This window comes from Streptobacillus notomytis, from assembly GCF_001902585.1.
Classification (GTDB): domain Bacteria; phylum Fusobacteriota; class Fusobacteriia; order Fusobacteriales; family Leptotrichiaceae; genus Streptobacillus; species Streptobacillus notomytis.
Genome location: NZ_LKKV01000081.1, coordinates 25,381 through 44,609, shown reverse-complemented (window position 1 = coordinate 44,609; position 19,229 = coordinate 25,381). Strand labels below are relative to the sequence as shown.

Annotated in this window: 13 protein-coding genes and 1 other annotated feature (1 of these 14 running past the window's edge); all 13 genes read right to left on the bottom strand. The window is 25.9% G+C overall.

Annotation, left to right across the window (positions count from 1 at the left end; all coding sequences use genetic code 11):
• Window positions 1-2,952, bottom strand: coding sequence for a UvrD-helicase domain-containing protein (locus BUE91_RS03565; protein WP_073507980.1), 2,952 nt, complete (start codon window positions 2,950-2,952; stop codon window positions 1-3).
• A complete protein-coding gene (locus BUE91_RS03560; protein WP_073507979.1) occupies window positions 2,921-5,431 on the bottom strand; it encodes a PD-(D/E)XK nuclease family protein in 2,511 nt (836 codons plus the stop codon). Before BUE91_RS03560 ends, BUE91_RS03565 begins: the two co-directional genes overlap by 32 nt.
• An 80-nt stretch (window positions 5,432-5,511) precedes the next feature.
• Window positions 5,512-5,862, bottom strand: a complete 351-nt coding sequence (rplT, locus tag BUE91_RS03555; RefSeq protein WP_066899490.1) for a 50S ribosomal protein L20 — start codon at window positions 5,860-5,862, stop codon at window positions 5,512-5,514.
• A gap of 24 nt (window positions 5,863-5,886) precedes the next feature.
• Window positions 5,887-6,093, bottom strand: a complete 207-nt coding sequence (gene rpmI / locus BUE91_RS03550) for a 50S ribosomal protein L35 (protein WP_066899492.1) — start codon at window positions 6,091-6,093, stop codon at window positions 5,887-5,889.
• Window positions 6,094-6,111: 18 nt separating this feature from the next.
• Entirely contained in the window at window positions 6,112-6,645 is a 534-nt protein-coding gene (infC, locus tag BUE91_RS03545) for a translation initiation factor IF-3 (protein WP_066899494.1), read from the bottom strand.
• Window positions 6,646-6,911: 266 nt separating this feature from the next.
• Entirely contained in the window at window positions 6,912-8,036 is a 1,125-nt protein-coding gene (gene rpoD, locus BUE91_RS03540) for an RNA polymerase sigma factor RpoD (protein WP_073507978.1), read from the bottom strand.
• A gap of 1 nt (window position 8,037) precedes the next feature.
• Window positions 8,038-9,825 carry a DNA primase gene (gene dnaG / locus BUE91_RS03535; RefSeq protein ID WP_073507977.1) on the bottom strand — a complete coding sequence of 596 codons (1,788 nt, stop codon included), beginning with the start codon at window positions 9,823-9,825 and terminating at the stop codon, window positions 8,038-8,040.
• 55 nt (window positions 9,826-9,880) lie between these two features.
• Complete coding sequence (gene rpoZ, locus BUE91_RS03530) at window positions 9,881-10,066, bottom strand: DNA-directed RNA polymerase subunit omega (RefSeq protein ID WP_066899501.1); 186 nt, start codon at window positions 10,064-10,066, stop codon at window positions 9,881-9,883.
• 12 nt (window positions 10,067-10,078) lie between these two features.
• Window positions 10,079-10,624 (bottom strand): guanylate kinase, encoded by a 546-nt coding sequence (gmk, locus tag BUE91_RS03525; protein WP_073507976.1) that lies wholly within the window; start codon window positions 10,622-10,624, stop codon window positions 10,079-10,081.
• A gap of 46 nt (window positions 10,625-10,670) precedes the next feature.
• A complete protein-coding gene (gene rpoC / locus BUE91_RS03520; RefSeq protein ID WP_073507975.1) occupies window positions 10,671-14,642 on the bottom strand; it encodes a DNA-directed RNA polymerase subunit beta' in 3,972 nt (1,323 codons plus the stop codon).
• 29 nt (window positions 14,643-14,671) lie between these two features.
• Window positions 14,672-18,130: a DNA-directed RNA polymerase subunit beta gene (rpoB, locus tag BUE91_RS03515; protein WP_073507974.1), complete on the bottom strand. Its 3,459-nt coding sequence runs from the start codon at window positions 18,128-18,130 to the stop codon at window positions 14,672-14,674.
• 167 nt (window positions 18,131-18,297) lie between these two features.
• A complete protein-coding gene (rplL, locus tag BUE91_RS03510; RefSeq protein ID WP_066899509.1) occupies window positions 18,298-18,663 on the bottom strand; it encodes a 50S ribosomal protein L7/L12 in 366 nt (121 codons plus the stop codon).
• A 34-nt stretch (window positions 18,664-18,697) separates the two neighbouring features.
• A complete protein-coding gene (gene rplJ / locus BUE91_RS03505) occupies window positions 18,698-19,192 on the bottom strand; it encodes a 50S ribosomal protein L10 (RefSeq protein WP_066899511.1) in 495 nt (164 codons plus the stop codon).
• A gap of 14 nt (window positions 19,193-19,206) precedes the next feature.
• Window positions 19,207-19,229, bottom strand: a sequence feature (ribosomal protein L10 leader region) (it continues 113 nt past the right edge of the window).

Here is a 19,229-nt window from a genome sequence, read left to right as displayed (position 1 = left end):
TTATTCTTCATCAAGCGGAAGTATTTCTGTAAATATTTCATAATCAATAATTTCTCTTGATAAAATTTCCTTATATTTTTCTAATTGTTCAATATATTTAAGATTATTAACAACATTTTTACCTGTTTTAAAATCATAAATATATACTTTTTTCTTTTCTTTATTAATTGATAATAAATCTATAATATACATTTTATCATTATCTTTTTTATCATAAATTTTAAATTCTGAGTAAAGTATTGTATCTTTATTTTCTAATATATGTCTATATTTTTTTATATTCTTATATATCAAATCAAGTACTCTATCAAAGCTTAAATCAGATAATAAATTTCCATATTTCTTTTTAACTATATCTATTGCAACTTCTACATTTCCATCATAAACTTCAAAGAAATAATGCACTGCACTTCCTTCTTTTTGTTTGTTAATTCTTTCAATACTATATTTTTCATTATTAACCTCAACATAATCACTTTGACTAAAATAATTCAAATATTTAGAATAGTCTATAACACTACTTTTCTCAATTTCAACATCAGATATGTATCTATTTCCAAGTTTTTTTTCTTCCCTAATTAAAGGTCCTGGAACCCCATAAAAAATATAGCAATTTTCTTTTGCTCTAGTATATGCAACATAATTAAGATTTAAATAAGCATCTGAATCACTTTTATTAATAGTAATGTACTCATCATATGAATTTTCAAATTGTTTGAAATTATCAATTAAACTATCTTTTTCAAATTCATTTAAACTATTATCATCATTTATCTCTTTAATCATCTTATTTAAAATATTATAATCACACATTCTAAATTTACTTATATTATATTCATCATCATAAAATACATATTTTTTTAAACCTAACTTAACATCATCAAAACTATCATCATAAGTATATACATTCTTATATTCTAAACCCTTAGAAGCATGAATAGTACTTAATATTATTCCTTCTTTTTCAATGATAGATTTTTTAAATACCTTGTTTTTTTCAATATTTTCATAAAAGTCATATATATTTGAAAATTGTTTCATTCTCTCAAAATAAATATTTAAATTTAAAATATCATTAGAATCATCATTTATACTATAGCCAAATCTTTCTAGATATTCCTTACCAAAATCAAAATAATTTGAATTAAATGAATTATGTCTATCAAAATTATCTTGGAAATATTTAATATCTTCATCTATTTTACCTTGAATTACATCATTTATTTCATTTAAACTATATTTTTTTATACCACTTCTTAAAAACTCATATTTATTTATTTCATTTTTAGTAACTAAATATTTAACTAATTTATGGGCAGTCTTTACAGAAGCAACGTCTAATATATTAGATTTAGTAACTAGAGAATATCTAATATTTTCTTCATCAAAATATCTAGCTATTTTTTCTAATTTTTTATTATCTCTTAACAATACAGCTGTATTTGTATAATCCTTATTTTCCTTAATTTTTTCTACTATCTTATTTATTATTAAATCTTCTTCTTTACTATTTTTTTCTACTAAGATTGTTTCAACTTGTCCAGCATTTTTTTCTTCTTTACTCGATTTAACCTCATCATATCTATAATTGGGTATTTTTGTAAATATATCATTTACAAAAGAAATTATATTCTTTTCAGATCTGTAACAAGTATTTAAAGTTTTTATAATTGTATCTTCTCCTAAAGTTTTATCTAAGTCTTCAAATAATTTCTTATATCCACCACGCCATTCATATATACTCTGTTTTTCATCTCCAACACAAGTAACAATTTTTGCACCATCCATTATAAGTTTAATAAACTTAAATTGAAGTACACTTGTATCCTGAAATTCATCTACCATTAATGCTTCTATTTTTCCATCCATTAATTCATAAAAATAATCCGTAACTTTTCCATTTTTCACTAATCCTAATTTTTCATCAAACATATATTTAAGTGTATAATAAGTCACATCATTAAAATCAAGTAATTTATTTTCTTTTTTTAATCTAAAATCTTCATCAAATACTATCTTATGATTTCTTAATAATTCATTTGTTTTTTTAGTACTTTCATAGCTATATCTAATCAACTGAAAATCTTGTATTTTTTTACTTAATTCATAATTTTTTTCAAATAAATATTTTACTACATCCTTTTTTTTCGATCTATTATCAAATACATTTTTCATTGTATACATCTTATTTAACAATGGTTTTAAATTTTTATATTCCATTTCCATATTACTTGAATTAATTTTTTCTAAAATATCTAGTATTCTAATAGCATCCGCTTTCATTTTAGCTTCTTCACCATTATATTCTATTTTTAAATCATTAAAGAATAAATTTTTAGCCTTAGTTATAACATCATCTAAAGTATATTTCTCTTCAAGTTTTTGTACACTTAATAATTCATTTTTATTATATAAAAAGTTTGTTTTAATTTCTTTTACTATCCCTTTGATATCTTTATCATTAAACTTAAAATCAAATTCAGGATTTTTTAATAAATTAACCACAAAGTCTGTATACAGAGTTTTTTCTGTTTCTGTATCCTCTGTTAATATATTATAATCATACATTTCCAATATAGGTTCAGAAATACAAGTATTAAACACCTTAGAAGTAAATCCATCTATAGTATCTATTCTAACTCTATTTTTATTAATCAACATATCCTTATATATCTCAATTAATTTTTCTATATCTCCATCTTTAAACTTATATTCAAAATTACTTTCTATATTCTTCATCAATTCTTCATAATTTTTACCTTTAGAAATTATTATTAAAAGAAATTCAAAAATTCTATTCTTTATTTCAGAAGTAGCTTTCTTTGTAAAAGTCATTACTAAAATATTTCTAAAATCTATATCAAGTAAAAGAAAATATATGTATTCTAAAGATAATCTATATGTTTTCCCTGTACCAGCACTAGCTTTTACTACTGTTTTCAATTTTTTCATACTTAATTACCTCCTTAAAATTAGAATATTTATTTTCTTTACCGAATTCAAAAATATCTCCTGTAATAAATCTAGTTAAAATTTCTTTTATTACATCTTTATTTAATTCTGCCTTTTCAACATCTATTGGTTTTAAAGTATCAAATGTTTGAATAAAGCTAATATATCCTACTTTTTCCTTATTTATTAACTCATCCATATATGAATAAATAGTTACTTGATTTGCATAAGTCTTCATTTTTTCTTTTTTAAATTTACCTGTTTTAAAATCAATTATTATATATTTATCATCTGTTTCAATAATTAAATCTGTCTTTCCATTAATATTAATTAATCTACCTTCTACTTCTATATCAAATCCTACAACTTTTTCACTAAAAACATTTACTATCTTTTCATGAACTAAAACTTTTTTTAACTTCCTAAAAAAATCTATTATAGTAGTAGGTAGATCACTTAAGTATGTAATATAGAAATAATTTTTATACTTTTCTAAAATATTACTATCTTTATCCTTAATTACAATGCTTATAGCCTCATTTATATATTGGAGTAACATATCTTCTTTAATACCCATAATATTTTTACCTATTTTATTTATTATTAATTCCATTATCTTATGTGTAATATTTCCAACTTCAACTGCCTTTATATCCTCATTATATATATCACTATCTTTTATTTTACTTGAAAGATAATATTCTATTTCTGAGTCAATAAGAGCAAGCAAATTAGTAACTGATACATTATTAAAATCAGAAACTAAATCCTTCTTATACATCACATCATCATATGTTAGATAAATATCATTATCAACTTTTTTTATATTACTTTTATTTAGTAATTGATTTAGTATATTAGATTTTTCACTCATACTTATTTCTTTTTTTTCAACCTTTATATCATTATTAAATATTAATTCAGTTAAAAATGGCATTTCAGAAATATTTTCATCTTCATTTTTAATATAGCTTATATATACATTATTTGCAGTTACTATATTTCTATATATATTATAAAGTTTCTCATATATTAAATTATCAGATATAGGTAATCCTAATTCACTACTTTGCATCTTAGAAAATATATTTCTATCTTTAATAGAAATATTACCTTGAACATTAATTAAAGCAAAATCTTTTTTAATTACTGTACTTAATTTTTTAATATCTAATATTTTTATTTTTGTATCATTTAAACTTATATTCAAAATTTTTCTATCTAAATATTTTATAAATAACATCAAATATTCACTTGAAAAATTAGTCAAAAAAGAAAAATTTAATACATTTACTTCACTCAAAGCTTCAAAATATTTAAATCTCGTATTAAACATATATTCTTTATCAGATCTAATATTTCCAATCTTTGTTAGATTATCTAGATACTCTTCTTTACTTTTATAACCCCTCATTTCATCTAATAAGATTAAACTTTTTAACTTTTTACTATCAATATATATATTTCCATACTTTGACTCTTTAAATAGTATATCTATATCACTTTCTGGTATATAAAATTCTTTTCTAAATTCTTTTATAGAATATAGATTATATACATCTGATATTAAATATCTACCATTAACTTCATTATAAATAGCTCTATATAATTTTAATATTATATCGTATGCCACTGTTTTATTAAATGAAAAATCAAAAGTATTAAAAATTTCATTTTGATTTATATACACATTTTCTGGTTTAATTTCATCTATTTTCTTTTCTTCCATATCATAAAAAGTATCAAATTCTGCATTATCAATAATACTTAAAATCTGAGTATATTTATCATTACACTCTACTATTTTAATATTCTTATCTTTTAAACTAGGTAATGTAATATTTTTTAATATATTTTTTTCTTCATCATAATCATTTTTATTAACAAAAAGATATATAAATAAATTATCTATTTTTTCTAATATTTTCTTTTCAAATGTGCTATATAAAAACTTATTAACAAAAACTATATTCTTAAAAGAATTAAGATAATTTTTATTAATATATGAATATTTATACAGTAAATATCTAGGTATTTTATCTTCTTTTTCTGATTTTTTTAACATTAAATCATTTATATCTAAATATATATCAATAATATTTTTTTGCCAATCTTGTATTTTTATTTTACTTAAATCCACATCATATTCTATATATTCTTTCATAAAAGAATAATATCTATACGCAATATCTATGCAATCAAAATAATTATTAATTTGTAACTTCTTTTTAAGTTCATAATTTAAAGTATTAAAAAAATATACAACCTCTTTTTCTTCTTTAAGAATTATTTTTTCAGTAAGAATAACTTTTTCCCAAAACTCAGATTCGGTTATATATTTTTTAGTCGTAAATATATCTTTATCATTATCTTCTATTTTAAACTTATCATTAAAATTTGAAAAAACGTATAAAGTATTATCTATAATATTTTTATTTAAATCAAAATTTATACCTTTATATTCAAAATTAAGAGCCATAATACACCACCTTTATTTTTGATATATTATACCACTTTTAAATAAAAAACTGAATTATATATATAATCCAGTTTTATGTATTATAAAGCTTTTACTTTTTCTACTAAAGCTTTAAATTCTACAGAATTGTTTAAAGCTAATTCAGCTAAAACTTTTCTATCTAATTCTATATTTAATTTCTTTAATCCATTCATAAATCTTGAGTATGATAATCCTTCAGCACGAGTTGCTGCATTAATTCTGATTATCCATAATTCTCTCATTGTTCTTTTCTTTAATTTTCTATGTTCTGTTGCATAAGCCATAGCTTTTTTAACAGCTTCATTAGCCTTTTTATAATTAGTCTTTGTAGATCCTCTGTATCCTTTTGCTTCATTTAATACTTTTTTATGTCTTTTTCTTCTTACTATTCCTGTTTTTACTCTTGGCATTTTCTTTCCTCCTTATATAAGTTATTATCTTCCTTCTTGTCCTGCTAATAATCTTGAAACTTTTTTAGCTGCTCCGCCAGCTAACACTTGATCTTTTCCTAATCTTTTCTTTCTCTTATGAGTCTTCTTAGTTAATATATGGTTTTTTCCTGAATGTTTAACTACGAATTTACCTGTCCCTGTTACTTTAATTCTTTTTTTAGCTCCTTTGTGTGTTTTCATCTTTGGCATAATTTTTCCTCCTCTTGTCTATTTTTTAGGTGAAAGCATAACGAATTTTTGTACTTGCTCTCTACCGTATTTCTTCTCAACTATAGCTTTATCTTCAAAGACACTTGCAAATTCATCAAGAACTTTTATAGCTGTTTCTGAATGCAATTTTTCTCTTCCCGATAATCTTAAACTGATTTTCACTTTATTTTCTTTTTCTAAAAACTTATCAATTTGATTAATTTTAGTTTCCATATCATGTGTATCAATATGAGGTTTAATTCTAATTTCTTTAATTACAGTATTTTTTTGTTTTTTCTTATTTTCTTTATCTTTTTTTATCTTTTCATACCGATACTTCCCATAATCCATTATTTTGCATACCGAAACCCCATTATTTGAAGACATCTCTACTAAATCAAGATTTTTTTCTTGAGCTATACTATAAGCTTCATGGAAAGACATCACACCTAATTGTCCACCCTCCTCTGAAATTAATCTTACTTCTTTAGCTCTAATTTCATCATTGATTCTAGACCCATCAGTTTTTCCAGTTCCCTTAATAAAGAACACCTCCTATATTTTTGTAATAAAAAAACAAGATAAAATCTTGTTCTCAATTATCAATAAAAAACTATTAGATATAATCTAACATAAATTAATTACTAATAACCTAACTCATATTAAGCCTATGCACACTAAACGCTATGGAAAGGTGAGAATCAAAATTCTACTTTTTAATATCAATACTGATATTTTCTTTTACTATGATATAGTAACATATTTAGTGATATTTGTCAATTATTTTGTACACATAAAAAAGAGTGATATGAATCACTCTAATTTCTAAAATCTTCTAATCCTTTTTTCTTTTTAATATTTTTCAATTTATTTATAGCCTTAACTTCTATTTGACGTATTCTTTCCCTTGTTACATCAAATATTCTTCCAACCTCTTCTAAAGTTTTAGGGGCTCCATCATCAAGTCCGTATCTTAATCTTAATACTTGTTCTTCTCTTTCATTTAATTCTTTTCTAAGTATTTCATTTAATTTCTCTTTTAATACTGACCTTACTGTAGCTTCGTGAGGATTTAAAAATTTATCATCTTCAACGAAATCTCCTAATTCTGAATCATCTTCACTTCCTACTGGAGTTTCTAATGATATTGGATCTTGATTCATTTCTAAAATATTTTTAACTTTTTCTACTGGCATTTCAACTATTTCAGCTAAATAATCATCAGTAGGTTCTTTACCTGTCTCTTGTAAATGAATTCTTGATGCTTTCTTTATTTTATTTATAGTTTCTATCATATGTACAGGTATTCTTATAGTTCTACCTTGATCTGCTATAGCTCTTGTTATTGCCTGTCTTATCCACCATGTAGCATATGTTGAAAACTTAAAGCCTTTATCTGATTCAAATTTTTCAACTGCCTTCATTAATCCTATATTACCCTCTTGGATTAAATCAAGTAATTTTAACCCTCTATTTGTATGTTTTTTAGCAATACTTACAACTAATCTTAAATTTGATTCCATAAGTTGTTGTTTTGCTCTTTCATCACCTTCAACTATACGTCTTGCTAATTCAAATTCTTCTTCACTTTTAAGTAAAGGTATTTGACCTATTTCTCTTAAATACATTTTAATTGGTTCATCAACATCTGATGATTCACTAACAGCTGTTAAATCTTCGTTTAATAGGGCTTCGACTTCTTTTTCATCAATATTTATTTCTGGTTCTTCTTTTTTTTCTTTCGATTTATTTTTGTCGGCTATTTTATTTACAATTTCTACATTTAATTCTTGTAACTTAAAAAATGTAGCATCTATTTTATCTTGAGAAAAATTATTTTTCATTAACTTATTAATTTCTTCTCTACTAATAATTTTCTCTTCTTTCGCTATTTTAATTAAATTAGATAAACTTTCTTTTAAATCTATATTTTTAGCCGCCATTTCAATCTCCCTTTAAAACTATTATTTCTTTATAACATTTCTCTAAATTATTAATATTTACAATATTTCTAAGTTTATTTAATAATTTACCTACATATATTTTTTTTCTAATCTTTTCATTAATAGGTAAAATATCAATTAAATGTTCATATTTTCTTATCAATAATTCTAACCAAGTTTTAATTATTCTAATATAGTCTTCGTCTGTATAATTGTTTTTAAACTCACATGTTGTTTCTATCATAAACTCTTCTTCATCTTTTGTTAAAACAAGTGTAGAAATTTCATTCATTTCATAATTAACAGATAAAAGTTTCTTATGTAACTCCATATATTTATCACTTTTAAACTCAAAAGATTTAAGCATATTATACAACATTTGATCAACTTCTTCTCCAAATAACAAGAAAACTATACTTAATTTTTCTAACTCTTCTTGTCTGTTTATCTTTTCATTAAAATTATCTTTAGTATTATTTTTTAAAACATTCGTACTCTTAACATTTTTAACAATATTTCTTCTATATCTTGACAGAATATATTCAGATTCTACATCAATTAATCTTGAAAATATTTTTATTTCATCATTATATACTATATCATTAGTTATATTCTCAAAATATGATTTCATCAATTCTATAGCTTCTCTTTTTGAGGCAGTTTGAGTAAAATCAAAATCTTTTAAATCCATTTGTATTACATAATCTAATGATCCAATTGATTTACCTAATATATTAACAAAATCATTTTTACTATACTTTTTAAAATATTCATCAGGATCTTTTACATCATCAGGTAAACTGGCACATTTAATATTAAATTCTAATTTATTTAATATATTTATTACTGATTTAGTTGCTTTTTGACCTGCATCATCTTTATCATACATTATAATTACATTGTCTGTATATTTTTTTAATAACTTAGCCTGATTTTCAGTAAAGGCTGTTCCTAAAGAAGCAACTGCATTATTAAAAGTATTAATATGTGAACTAAGCACATCTAAAAAACCTTCCATTAATATTGCATATTTTTTCTCTTTTATTTCTATACCTCTATTAAATAATCCATATAATTCACTACTTTTATCAAAAATATAGCTTTCATTAGAATTTATATATTTAGGTATATTTACATTTTTTCCTATATATCTACCACCAAAACCAACTATTTGTTGATAACTATTAAATATAGGAAATATTATTCTTTCCCTAAATGTATCATAAATATTAGTGCTATCTGTAGAACTTACTGTAACTAAACCTAATTTAATTAATTCTTCAGTTTCATATTTTTCTTTTAAATGATAATATAGTGAATACCATTCATCATTAGCATAACCTATATCATATCTATTTAAATCATTTAAATTAAATCCTCTATTAATTAAATATTCCTTAGCTTCTACTGATTTTTCAAAATTTGATTTAAAAAACTCTAATGCTTCTCTTAAAATCTTATGTCCAATACTTTCTTTAACATTATACTTTGAATTATTTTTTTTTATTCTTATACCATATTTTTGTGAAAGTTCATACAATGCTTCATAATAAGAAATATTTTTAATATATGAATAAAAATTTATTATATTTCCACCTTTTCCTGTACTAAAATCCTTAAAAATCTTTTTTCTTGGACTAACAGAAAATGATGGAGTATTTTCACTTTTAAAAGGAGAATATCCCTTATAATTTACTCCTGCCTTATTTAAATCAACATATTGTCCTATTAGATCAACTATATCAATATTATTAATTATTTTTTCTTCATCTTCAGACAGTTTATACATATACTCCTCCATAATATAAGTATAGTGTGATATTTAAAATTGTCAATATAATATATTAATCATTTTCAACAATTTTAACTTTTTCCTCCAATATATCTTCAAATACATTATCTATAATTTTAAATTTTTCTACACCCTCTATAAATTCTTTTCTAGCTGCCTTACCAGCTAAAATAGCTAACTCATATTTATTGGGTATTTTTTTTAATAGTTCATCTACTGAAACTTTTTCTTTTTTCATAGTTTTTCTCCTCTAGCTTTCTATGATGTTAATAAGTTGCTTGCAAGAATCTTCAATATCATAGTTAATTATTGTATAATCATAATCCTTTTCATATTCAAGTTCTTTAATAGCATTTTCTAATCTTTTTTGTATTACTTTCTCACTATCTGTATTTCTTCCTCTTAATCTTTTTTCTAATTCATCAAGATCAGGAGCTTTAAAAAATATTAAAGTAGAATCATTTCTTTTATTCTTAGCTATAACTCCACCCTGTACATCAATTTCAAGAATAACATTTTTACCATTTTCTAAATGTTTTTCAATTTCTGAATTTAAAGTACCATAATAATTTCCATGAACATTTGCATATTCAAATAATCCATTTTCATTAATTTTTTGTTCAAATTCTTCCTTAGTTATAAAGTAATAATCCTTACCATCAACTTCTCCAGTTCTCATTTGACGGGTAGTTACAGAAATTGCTAAAGGTATATTTAACATATCTCTTACTAGTTTTGTAACAGTAGATTTTCCAGATCCTGACGGTCCTGAAACTATGAATAATCTTCCTTTCATTTTAACTCTCCTAAGTAACATACAAGGGGATTACTCCCCTTATATATTATATTTCATCTATTATTTTACCGTCATCTTCACCTAAGTATAAATTTAAATCCTTATAATTTTTAAATCCTGTTCCTCCTGGTATTTTCTTACCTATAGTTACATTTTCTTTAAGCCCTTCAAGTCTATCCACTTTTCCTTCAACTGCTGCATTTGCTAATACTTTAGTTGTTTCTTGGAATGATGATGCTGATATAAAGCTTTCTGTATTTACAGCTGCTTTTGTTATACCTTGAATAACAGGTTCAAAAATTGCAGGTTTCTTACCTTTAGAAACTAAAATTTTGTTCTCTCTTTCAATTACTTTTTTATCTACTAATTCATCTTCTAAGAATAATGAATCTCCTGATTCTTTAATTCTAATCTTTTGGAACATTTGTTTAACTATTATTTCTATATGTTTATCATTAACAGTAACACCTTGGCTTCTATATACTTCTTGTACTGATTCAAGTATAAATTGTTGTGCCTCAACTGCTCCTTTAATTCTTAATATATCATGTGGTGATATAGGCCCTTCTGTTAATTTATCTCCAGCATTTATTATCATTTCATTTGAAACTACTAAATGCTCTCCAGCAGGTATTGAATATTCTTCTATTACAGTATCTTTATCTATATCATGAATTTCAACAACTCTCATACCTTTTTTAGTTTTATCTGAGAACTTAATTCTTCCACCAACATTAGCAAGTATAGCCTTACCTTTTAGATTTCTAGCTTCAAATAATTCTTGAACTCTTGGAAGACCTCCAGTAATATCTTTATTTCCTCCACCTGTTTTAGGTAATTTAGAAATTATATCTCCTGGTTTAATCATTTCTCCTTCTTTAAATAATAAATAAGAACCATAACTTATGTCATATTCTTTTATTTTCTTACCTTTATCATCATATACTATAACTCTTGGTTTAACTTGAGTGCTTTCTATAGGTTTAATAGCTAATCTTTCAGTAACATCATATTTAACATCTATATTTTCTTTAATATATATATCTCTAAATTCAATACGTCCAGCTACTGTTGAAATAGTTGGAGTTTGGAAAGGATCAAACTCTATTAATACTTGTCCTCTTGTTACTTTTTCATTATTTTTAACTCTTAATGTTGAACCTGAAGGTACTTCATAACGATATTTACCTAATATTACTTTACCTATTGATGAAACAACTATTTCTCTACCATCAGGATAAGTAAATGTTTCAATGTTTTCAAATTTAATTTTTCCGTCCTCATCTGCCTTATAATCAGATTGAACTTCAGAACCTGTAGCTACCCCTCCTGTATGGAAAGTACGCATTGTAAGCTGAGTTCCAGGTTCTCCAATTGATTGAGCTGCAATAACTCCTACTGCTTCTCCAAGTAATACTTCTTTATGGTTAGATAAATCAACACCATAACATTTTTTACATACACCTTTATCAAGTCTACATGTTAATGGTGATCTCATCTTAACACTACTTATGTTTCTCTTAATTATTTCAGATAATAAATCTTTAGTAATTAAAGTATTTGCTTTAGCTATTACTTTTCCATCATCTACTAAATCTTCAGCTAGGAATCTTCCATATATTCTTTCTTCTAATTTTTCTATAACTTTACCTTCATAAGTTAAATCACTTACTTCTATTCCATGATTTCCACAACCACAATCATCTTTATTAACTATTAATTCATGAGAAACATCTACAAGTCTTCTTGTTAAATATCCTGAATCGGCAGTTCTTAAAGCCGTATCTGCTAACCCTTTTCTCGCACCATGTGATGACATAAAGAACTCTAATACGTTTAATCCTTCTCTAAAGTTTGCTTTAATTGGTATTTCTATAATTTCCCCTTTAGTATTTGACATCATTCCACGCATTCCACCTAATTGACGAATCTGTGCAATAGAACCTCTGGCTCCAGAATTTGCCATCATGTATACTGGATTAAATTGATCTAAACTATCCATCATGGCTTTAGTTACATCATTAGTAGCTTTATTCCATACTTGAACTGTTCTTCTATATCTTTCATCATTAATAATTTCACCTGCTTTATATGCATTTTCAATATCTAATACATCCTGATCTGCTTTAGCAAGTATAGCTTTTTTCTCAACTGGAATTTGTAAATCTTCTATACCAACACTTACCCCAGCAAATGTAGCAAAGTGATATCCAAATTCTTTAATTTTATCTATTAATTCACAAGTTTTTTCAAATCCATATTGTTCATATAGTCCTGCTATTAATTTTCCTAATTCTCCTTTACCAAAAGTAACTTCATAATTTCTAATTTCTTCTGGTAATAATTGGTTAAATATTATTCTACCTGGTGTAGTTCTAATAATTTTACCATCTATTCTTACATTAACTAATGCATGAACTCCAACCTTTTCATTTTGATATGCTGTTATTAACTGATTTATACTAGAAAAAGATTTATTTTCTCCTATTTCTCCTAATCTTTCTTTAGTCATGTAATAACAACCCATAACCATATCTTGAGATGGAACTGCTATAGGTTTACCACTTGAAGGAGCAATAATATTATTAGTAGCAAGCATTAATAACTTAGCCTCAAGTTGTGCCTCTGGTGATAAAACTAAGTGAACAGCCATTTGGTCTCCATCAAAATCGGCATTGAAAGCAGAACATACTAATGGATGAAGTCTAATAGCTTTTCCTTCAATTAATGTTGGTTCAAATGCTTGTATTGATAATCTATGTAGAGTTGGGGCACGGTTTAATAACACTGGGTGATTTTTAATAATTTCTTCTATTAATTCCCAAACTGCTTCATTTTCCTCTTCTACCATTTTTTTAGCAGTTTTAACGTTGCTAGATATTCCTCTTTTAACTAATTCTCTCATTAAAAATGGTTTGTATAATTCTAATGCCATTTTCTTAGGTAATCCACATTGATGGATTTTTAAATTTGGTCCTACTACTATAACAGAACGTCCTGAATAATCCACACGTTTTCCAAGTAAGTTTTGTCTAAATCTACCTTGTTTACCTTTTAACATATTTGATAATGATTTAAGTTCTCTATTAGATTGAGTAACAACTGGTTTACCACGTCTACCATTATCTATTAGAGCATCTACTGCTTCTTGAAGCATTCTTTTTTCATTTCTTATCATTATTTCTGGAGCGTTAGAATCTATTAATTTTTGTAATCTAATATTTCTATTTATTACTCTTCTATATAAATCATTTAAATCACTAGTTGCAAATCTTCCACCATCAAGTTGTACTAAAGGTCTTAAATCTGCTGGTATAACTGGTAATATAGTTAGGATTAACCATTCAGGCTTATTTCCAGAACTAATGAAATCTCTAACTATTTTTAATCTTTTTACCATTTTTTTTCTTTTTTGAGTTGAATTTTCTTTATCAATTTCTGCTTCTAATTCTTTTTCTAAAACTGGCAATTCTAATTCTTGTAATAAATCTAATATACCTTCAGCTCCCATTTTAGCACGGAATGAACCACGTTCTTTTCTTTCCATACATAATCTGTACTGTTGTTCTCTAATAATTTGATTTTTACTAAATTCAGTATTTCCACCATCTATAACTATATATCTTGAGAAATATAACACAGCTTCAAGTTCTTTAGTACTTATCCCTAGAAGTAAACTCATTTTATTTGGTGTTCCTTTAGAATACCAAATATGGGCTATAGGAGTTGCAAGTTTAATGTGTCCCATTCTTTCTCTTCTAACTTTAGAAGTTGTAATAGTAACTTTACATTTTTCACATACAGTTCCTTTATCTTTCATTTTTTTGTGTTTACCACATGTACATTCATAATCTTTTGTTGGTCCAAATATTCTCTCACAAAACAGACCATCTGGTTCTGGTTTTAATGTTCTATAATTTATAGTTTCTGATTTAGTTACTTCTCCATAAGACCATTCTAATACCTTCTCAGGCGAAGCAAGTTTAATTTGAATACTATCAAAATCTCTTATACTCATCGAATATGAGCCTCCTTATTCTAGTTTTTTTATCCTTCAAAATTATTATCTAATTCTATTCTTTCTCCCTCTTTATTGTATAGATTTACATCTAGTCCTAGAGATTGAAATTCTTTAATCAATACTTTGAATGATTCAGGAGCGTCTGCTTCTGGCATTGATTGTCCCTTAATTATTGATTCATAAGTTTTAGTTCTACCATTAATATCATCAGATTTAACAGTTAACATTTCTTGAAGGATATTTGAAGCCCCATATGCTTCAAGAGCCCAAACTTCCATTTCTCCTAATCTTTGTCCACCAAATTGAGCTTTACCTCCAAGTGGTTGTTGAGTAACTAGTGAATATGGTCCTATTGCCCTTGCATGCATCTTATCTTCAACTAAATGATGTAGTTTTAACATATACATTCTTCCTACAGTTACTGGATTGTCAAAATATTCTCCAGTTCTACCATCAATTAGTTTAACTTTTCCAGTTCTAGGATATCCAGCTTCTTCTAAGTAATTTTTAACATCTTCTTCAGTTGCTCCATCAAATACTGGAGTTGCAATATATTTATTCATATCTCCTATAGCAAGTCCTAAATGCACCTCTAATACTTGCCCTATATTCATACGAGATGGAACCCCTAATGGATTTAAACAAACATCAACTGGTGTACCGTCTTCTAAATGTGGCATATCTTCAACAGGTAACACACGAGATATAACTCCTTTATTACCATGTCTTCCTGACATTTTATCTCCAACCATTATTTTTCTTTTTTCTGCAACGTAAACTCTTACTACCTTATTTACCCCTGCTTTTAAGTCATCTTTATTTTCTTTAGATAATACTAATACATCTACTACAGTTCCTTTAACTCCATGTGGTAATCTTAATGATGTATCTCTTACATCTTTAGCTTTTTCTCCAAAAATTGCTCTTAACAATCTTTCTTCAGCAGGCGGTTCACTTTCTCCTTTAGGAGTTACTTTACCAACTAATATATCATCTGGTTCAACATAAGCTCCTATTCTTACAATACCATCTTTATCTAAATTACGTAATGCTTCTTCAGAAACATTAGGTATCTCTCTTGTAATTTCTTCTTCTCCAAGTTTTGTAGTTCTTGCTTCAATATCAAATTCTTCTATATGTAATGATGTAAATACATCATCTTTTCTTAATCTTTCTGATATTAATATTCCATCCTCGAAGTTATATCCTTCCCAAGGCATGAATGCAAGTAATATATTTTTACCTAAAGATAAATCTCCACCTGATGTAGAAGGTCCATCTGCTAATATGTCCCCTTTATTTACCTTATCTCCTAAATCTATTATTGGTTTTTGATGTAAACACATACTTTGATTAGATTTTTCAAAGTTTAATAATCTATGTAAGTGTTCATCACCTTTTTCATCTGTAACTATAATCTTACTTGCATCAACGTAAGTAACTTCTCCATTTACTTTAGATACAAGTACTGCTCCAGAATCTATAGCAACTTTTCTTTCAAGACCTGTTCCTACATATGGAGCTTCTGTTTTAAGTAATGGTACTGCTTGTCTTTGCATATTTGATCCCATTAATGCACGGTTAGCATCATCATGTTCTAAAAATGGAATTAAACCTGCTGATACTGAAACTATTTGTTTAGGTGAAACGTCCATTAAATCAACTTGTTCTTTTTTAACATGAACTATTTCATCACCATATCTACATGTAATATCTTTATCAAGTAATTTTCCTTTTTCATCTATGTTAGTATCTGCTTGGGCTATGAACAGTCCTTCTTCTTCATCAGCTGCAAGATAACTAATATCATTAAAGTCAGCCACTCCATTTTTAACCTTAACAAAAGGAGTTTCAATAAATCCATATTTATTTACCTTACCATAAGTTGAAAGTGAAGCTATTAATCCTATATTCGGTCCTTCCGGAGTTTCTATAGGACAAACTCTTCCATAATGTGAATTATGAACGTCTCTAACTTCAAATCCTGCTCTATCTCTTGATAATCCTCCAGGTCCTAATGCTGATATTCTTCTTTTATGAGTAAGTTCTGCAAGAGGATTTGATTGATCCATAAATTGAGATAATTGTCCACTACCAAAAAATTCTAATATTAATGCATTTAATGGTTTAGTGTTTAATAAACTTTGAGGTGTTAAAGTATTAATGTCTTGTGTTTGCATTTTTTCTTTAACCATTTTAGACATTTTAGCTACTCCACCTTTAATTTGAATAGATAATAGCTCACCTACTCCTCTTACTCTTCTATTTGATAAATTATCTATATCATCAGTACTTCCACCACCATTGTATAGTACTTTTAAGTAATTTATAGTTGCTATCACATCTTTCCTTGTTAAAACTATATCTTGTTCGTTAATCTCTCCTTCAAGTTTTAACCTCTTATTAATTTTATATCTTCCAACTGGTGCAAAATCATATCTTTGAGGATTAAAGAACATAGGTATAATTAAATTATACGCACTTTCTACAGTAACTATATCTCCTGGCTTTATTTTCTTAAATACCTCTACCACAGCTTCATCAGATGATTTAGTATGATCATCTTTAATTGACTTAGCTATCATTCTATCTTCTGGTTTTACTTCCCATATAGTAATTTCAGAAATATTAAACTCAATTAATTTATCTACAGTAATTTCATCTATAAAACTTTCTGCTTCTATTATTATTTCCCCTGTTTTTTCATTTACTATATCTTCATTAACAAATGAACCTTCTATTTCTGTTCTAATAATACTTTTTGCATCTTCTATATTCTTATACTTTTTGTATATAGGTGCAAGTTCTATAGTTTTAACTTCAAAAAATTCATCCATTATTTCAGCGTTAGATTCAAAGAATTTAACTGCTTTTAAAAATACAGATGCTAATACTTTTTTCTTTCTATCAATTTTCACATTTAAAACATCATTTTTATCTGTTTCAAATTCAAGCCAAGTTCCTTTATATGGAATAATTTTACCGATAAACATGTCTTTACCAGTTTGCATATTTAATTCTTTATTAAAAGTAATACCTGGAGATCTATGTAATTGAGAAACAACTACTCTTTCTGCTCCATTTATTATAAAAGTAGCCTTATCAGTCATTAAAGGTATATCTCCAAAATGTACTAATGTTTCTTTAATTTCTCCAGTTTTATTATTTATTAATCTTAATCTAACTTTTAATTGACCTGAATATGTTTTTCCTCTTTTTTTACATTCTAACTCGTCATTTAACGGTGCTTCACTATCGTGTATTTCATACCCAAAATACTCTAACTTTAAAGTACCATTAGCAGATTCTATTGGGAATGTTTCTTGGAATATTGCCTCAAGTCCTTTTAATTCTCTTGAATCATGAGATCTTTTTGTTTGTAAAAAATCTTCATAAGAATCCAATTGAAATTCTAAAAAATTAGGCATCTCTCCCCTGTCTTTAATTTTCCCAAAACTATATCTTTTAATCAGTTTGTTATTCATTTTTTTAAGTTTCCTCCTATGAAAAATATACCTTGATACACCGAAAATAATGTGTTAAATATAAAAATGATCAAAGTAAAAAGATTTGAAATTTGAATGGTGTTATAAATGAGGAAAAAGACATCACGTATTTCGGATGTCTATTTCCCTATTTTTTTAATATGTTATTATTTTAATTCTACAGATGCTCCAGCAGCTTCTAATTTACCTTTAATTTCTTCTGCTTCTTCTTTTGAAGCTCCTTCTTTAACTGCTCCACCGTTATCTACTAAGTCTTTAGCTTCTTTTAATCCTAATCCTGTAATAGCTCTTACTTCTTTAATAACTGCTATTTTGTTAGCTCCTGCTCCTGTTAATACTACATCGAAGTTTGTTTTTTCTTCAACTGCTTCAGCAGCTACTGCTCCACCTGCAACTGCAACTGGTTGTGCTGATACTCCAAAAGTTTCTTCTATAGCTTCTACTACTTCTTTTAATTCTAATACTGTCATTGCTTTTAAATCTTCAATAAATTGTTCTTTATTAAATGCCATTTTATTTCCTCCTATTTTTTAAATATATATATTATTAAGCTTCTTTTTGTTCTGCTACGTTAGATAATCCAACTGCTAACATTCTTACTGGCGATAATAATCCGTATGCTATCATACCTAGTAATTCTGGTCTTGATGGTAACTTAGCTAATGATTCTATCATGTTTTTATCAGCTACTTTTCCATCTATTATTCCACCTTTAATTTTTAATTTTTCACCTTTAAATTGTTGTGCAAAATCATAGATTAATTTTGATGGTGCAACTCCATCTTCAAAACCTAAAGCAAAAGATGTTGTTCCTTCAGCTAATTCTTTTAACTCAAGATCTAAACCAACATTTTTTAAAGCTATTTGTACTAATCTGTTTTTAGCAACAAAATATTCTACATTAACTTTTCTTGCTTCACTTCTTAATTTTGTATCTTCATTAACTGTAATTCCTTTATAATCAACGAAAACTACTGCTTTTGCTTCTCTTAATTTTTCAGTTAACATTTCTACTGCTGCAATATTAGCCTTTGATGCCATATTGTTTCACCTCCTTGTAAATAAAAAAACCACTATA

Coding starts and splice junctions, on each gene's coding strand:
- BUE91_RS03565 (WP_073507980.1), bottom strand. CDS start 2,952: ATGAAAAAATTGAAAACAGTAGTAAAAGCTAGTGCTGGTACAGGGAAA.
- BUE91_RS03560 (WP_073507979.1), bottom strand. CDS start 5,431: ATGGCTCTTAATTTTGAATATAAAGGTATAAATTTTGATTTAAATAAA.
- rplT (WP_066899490.1), bottom strand. CDS start 5,862: ATGCCAAGAGTAAAAACAGGAATAGTAAGAAGAAAAAGACATAAAAAA.
- rpmI (WP_066899492.1), bottom strand. CDS start 6,093: ATGCCAAAGATGAAAACACACAAAGGAGCTAAAAAAAGAATTAAAGTA.
- rpoD (WP_073507978.1), bottom strand. CDS start 8,036: ATGGCGGCTAAAAATATAGATTTAAAAGAAAGTTTATCTAATTTAATT.
- dnaG (WP_073507977.1), bottom strand. CDS start 9,825: ATGTATAAACTGTCTGAAGATGAAGAAAAAATAATTAATAATATTGAT.
- rpoZ (WP_066899501.1), bottom strand. CDS start 10,066: ATGAAAAAAGAAAAAGTTTCAGTAGATGAACTATTAAAAAAAATACCC.
- gmk (WP_073507976.1), bottom strand. CDS start 10,624: ATGAAAGGAAGATTATTCATAGTTTCAGGACCGTCAGGATCTGGAAAA.
- rpoC (WP_073507975.1), bottom strand. CDS start 14,642: ATGAGTATAAGAGATTTTGATAGTATTCAAATTAAACTTGCTTCGCCT.
- rpoB (WP_073507974.1), bottom strand. CDS start 18,130: ATGAATAACAAACTGATTAAAAGATATAGTTTTGGGAAAATTAAAGAC.
- rplL (WP_066899509.1), bottom strand. CDS start 18,663: ATGGCATTTAATAAAGAACAATTTATTGAAGATTTAAAAGCAATGACA.
- rplJ (WP_066899511.1), bottom strand. CDS start 19,192: ATGGCATCAAAGGCTAATATTGCAGCAGTAGAAATGTTAACTGAAAAA.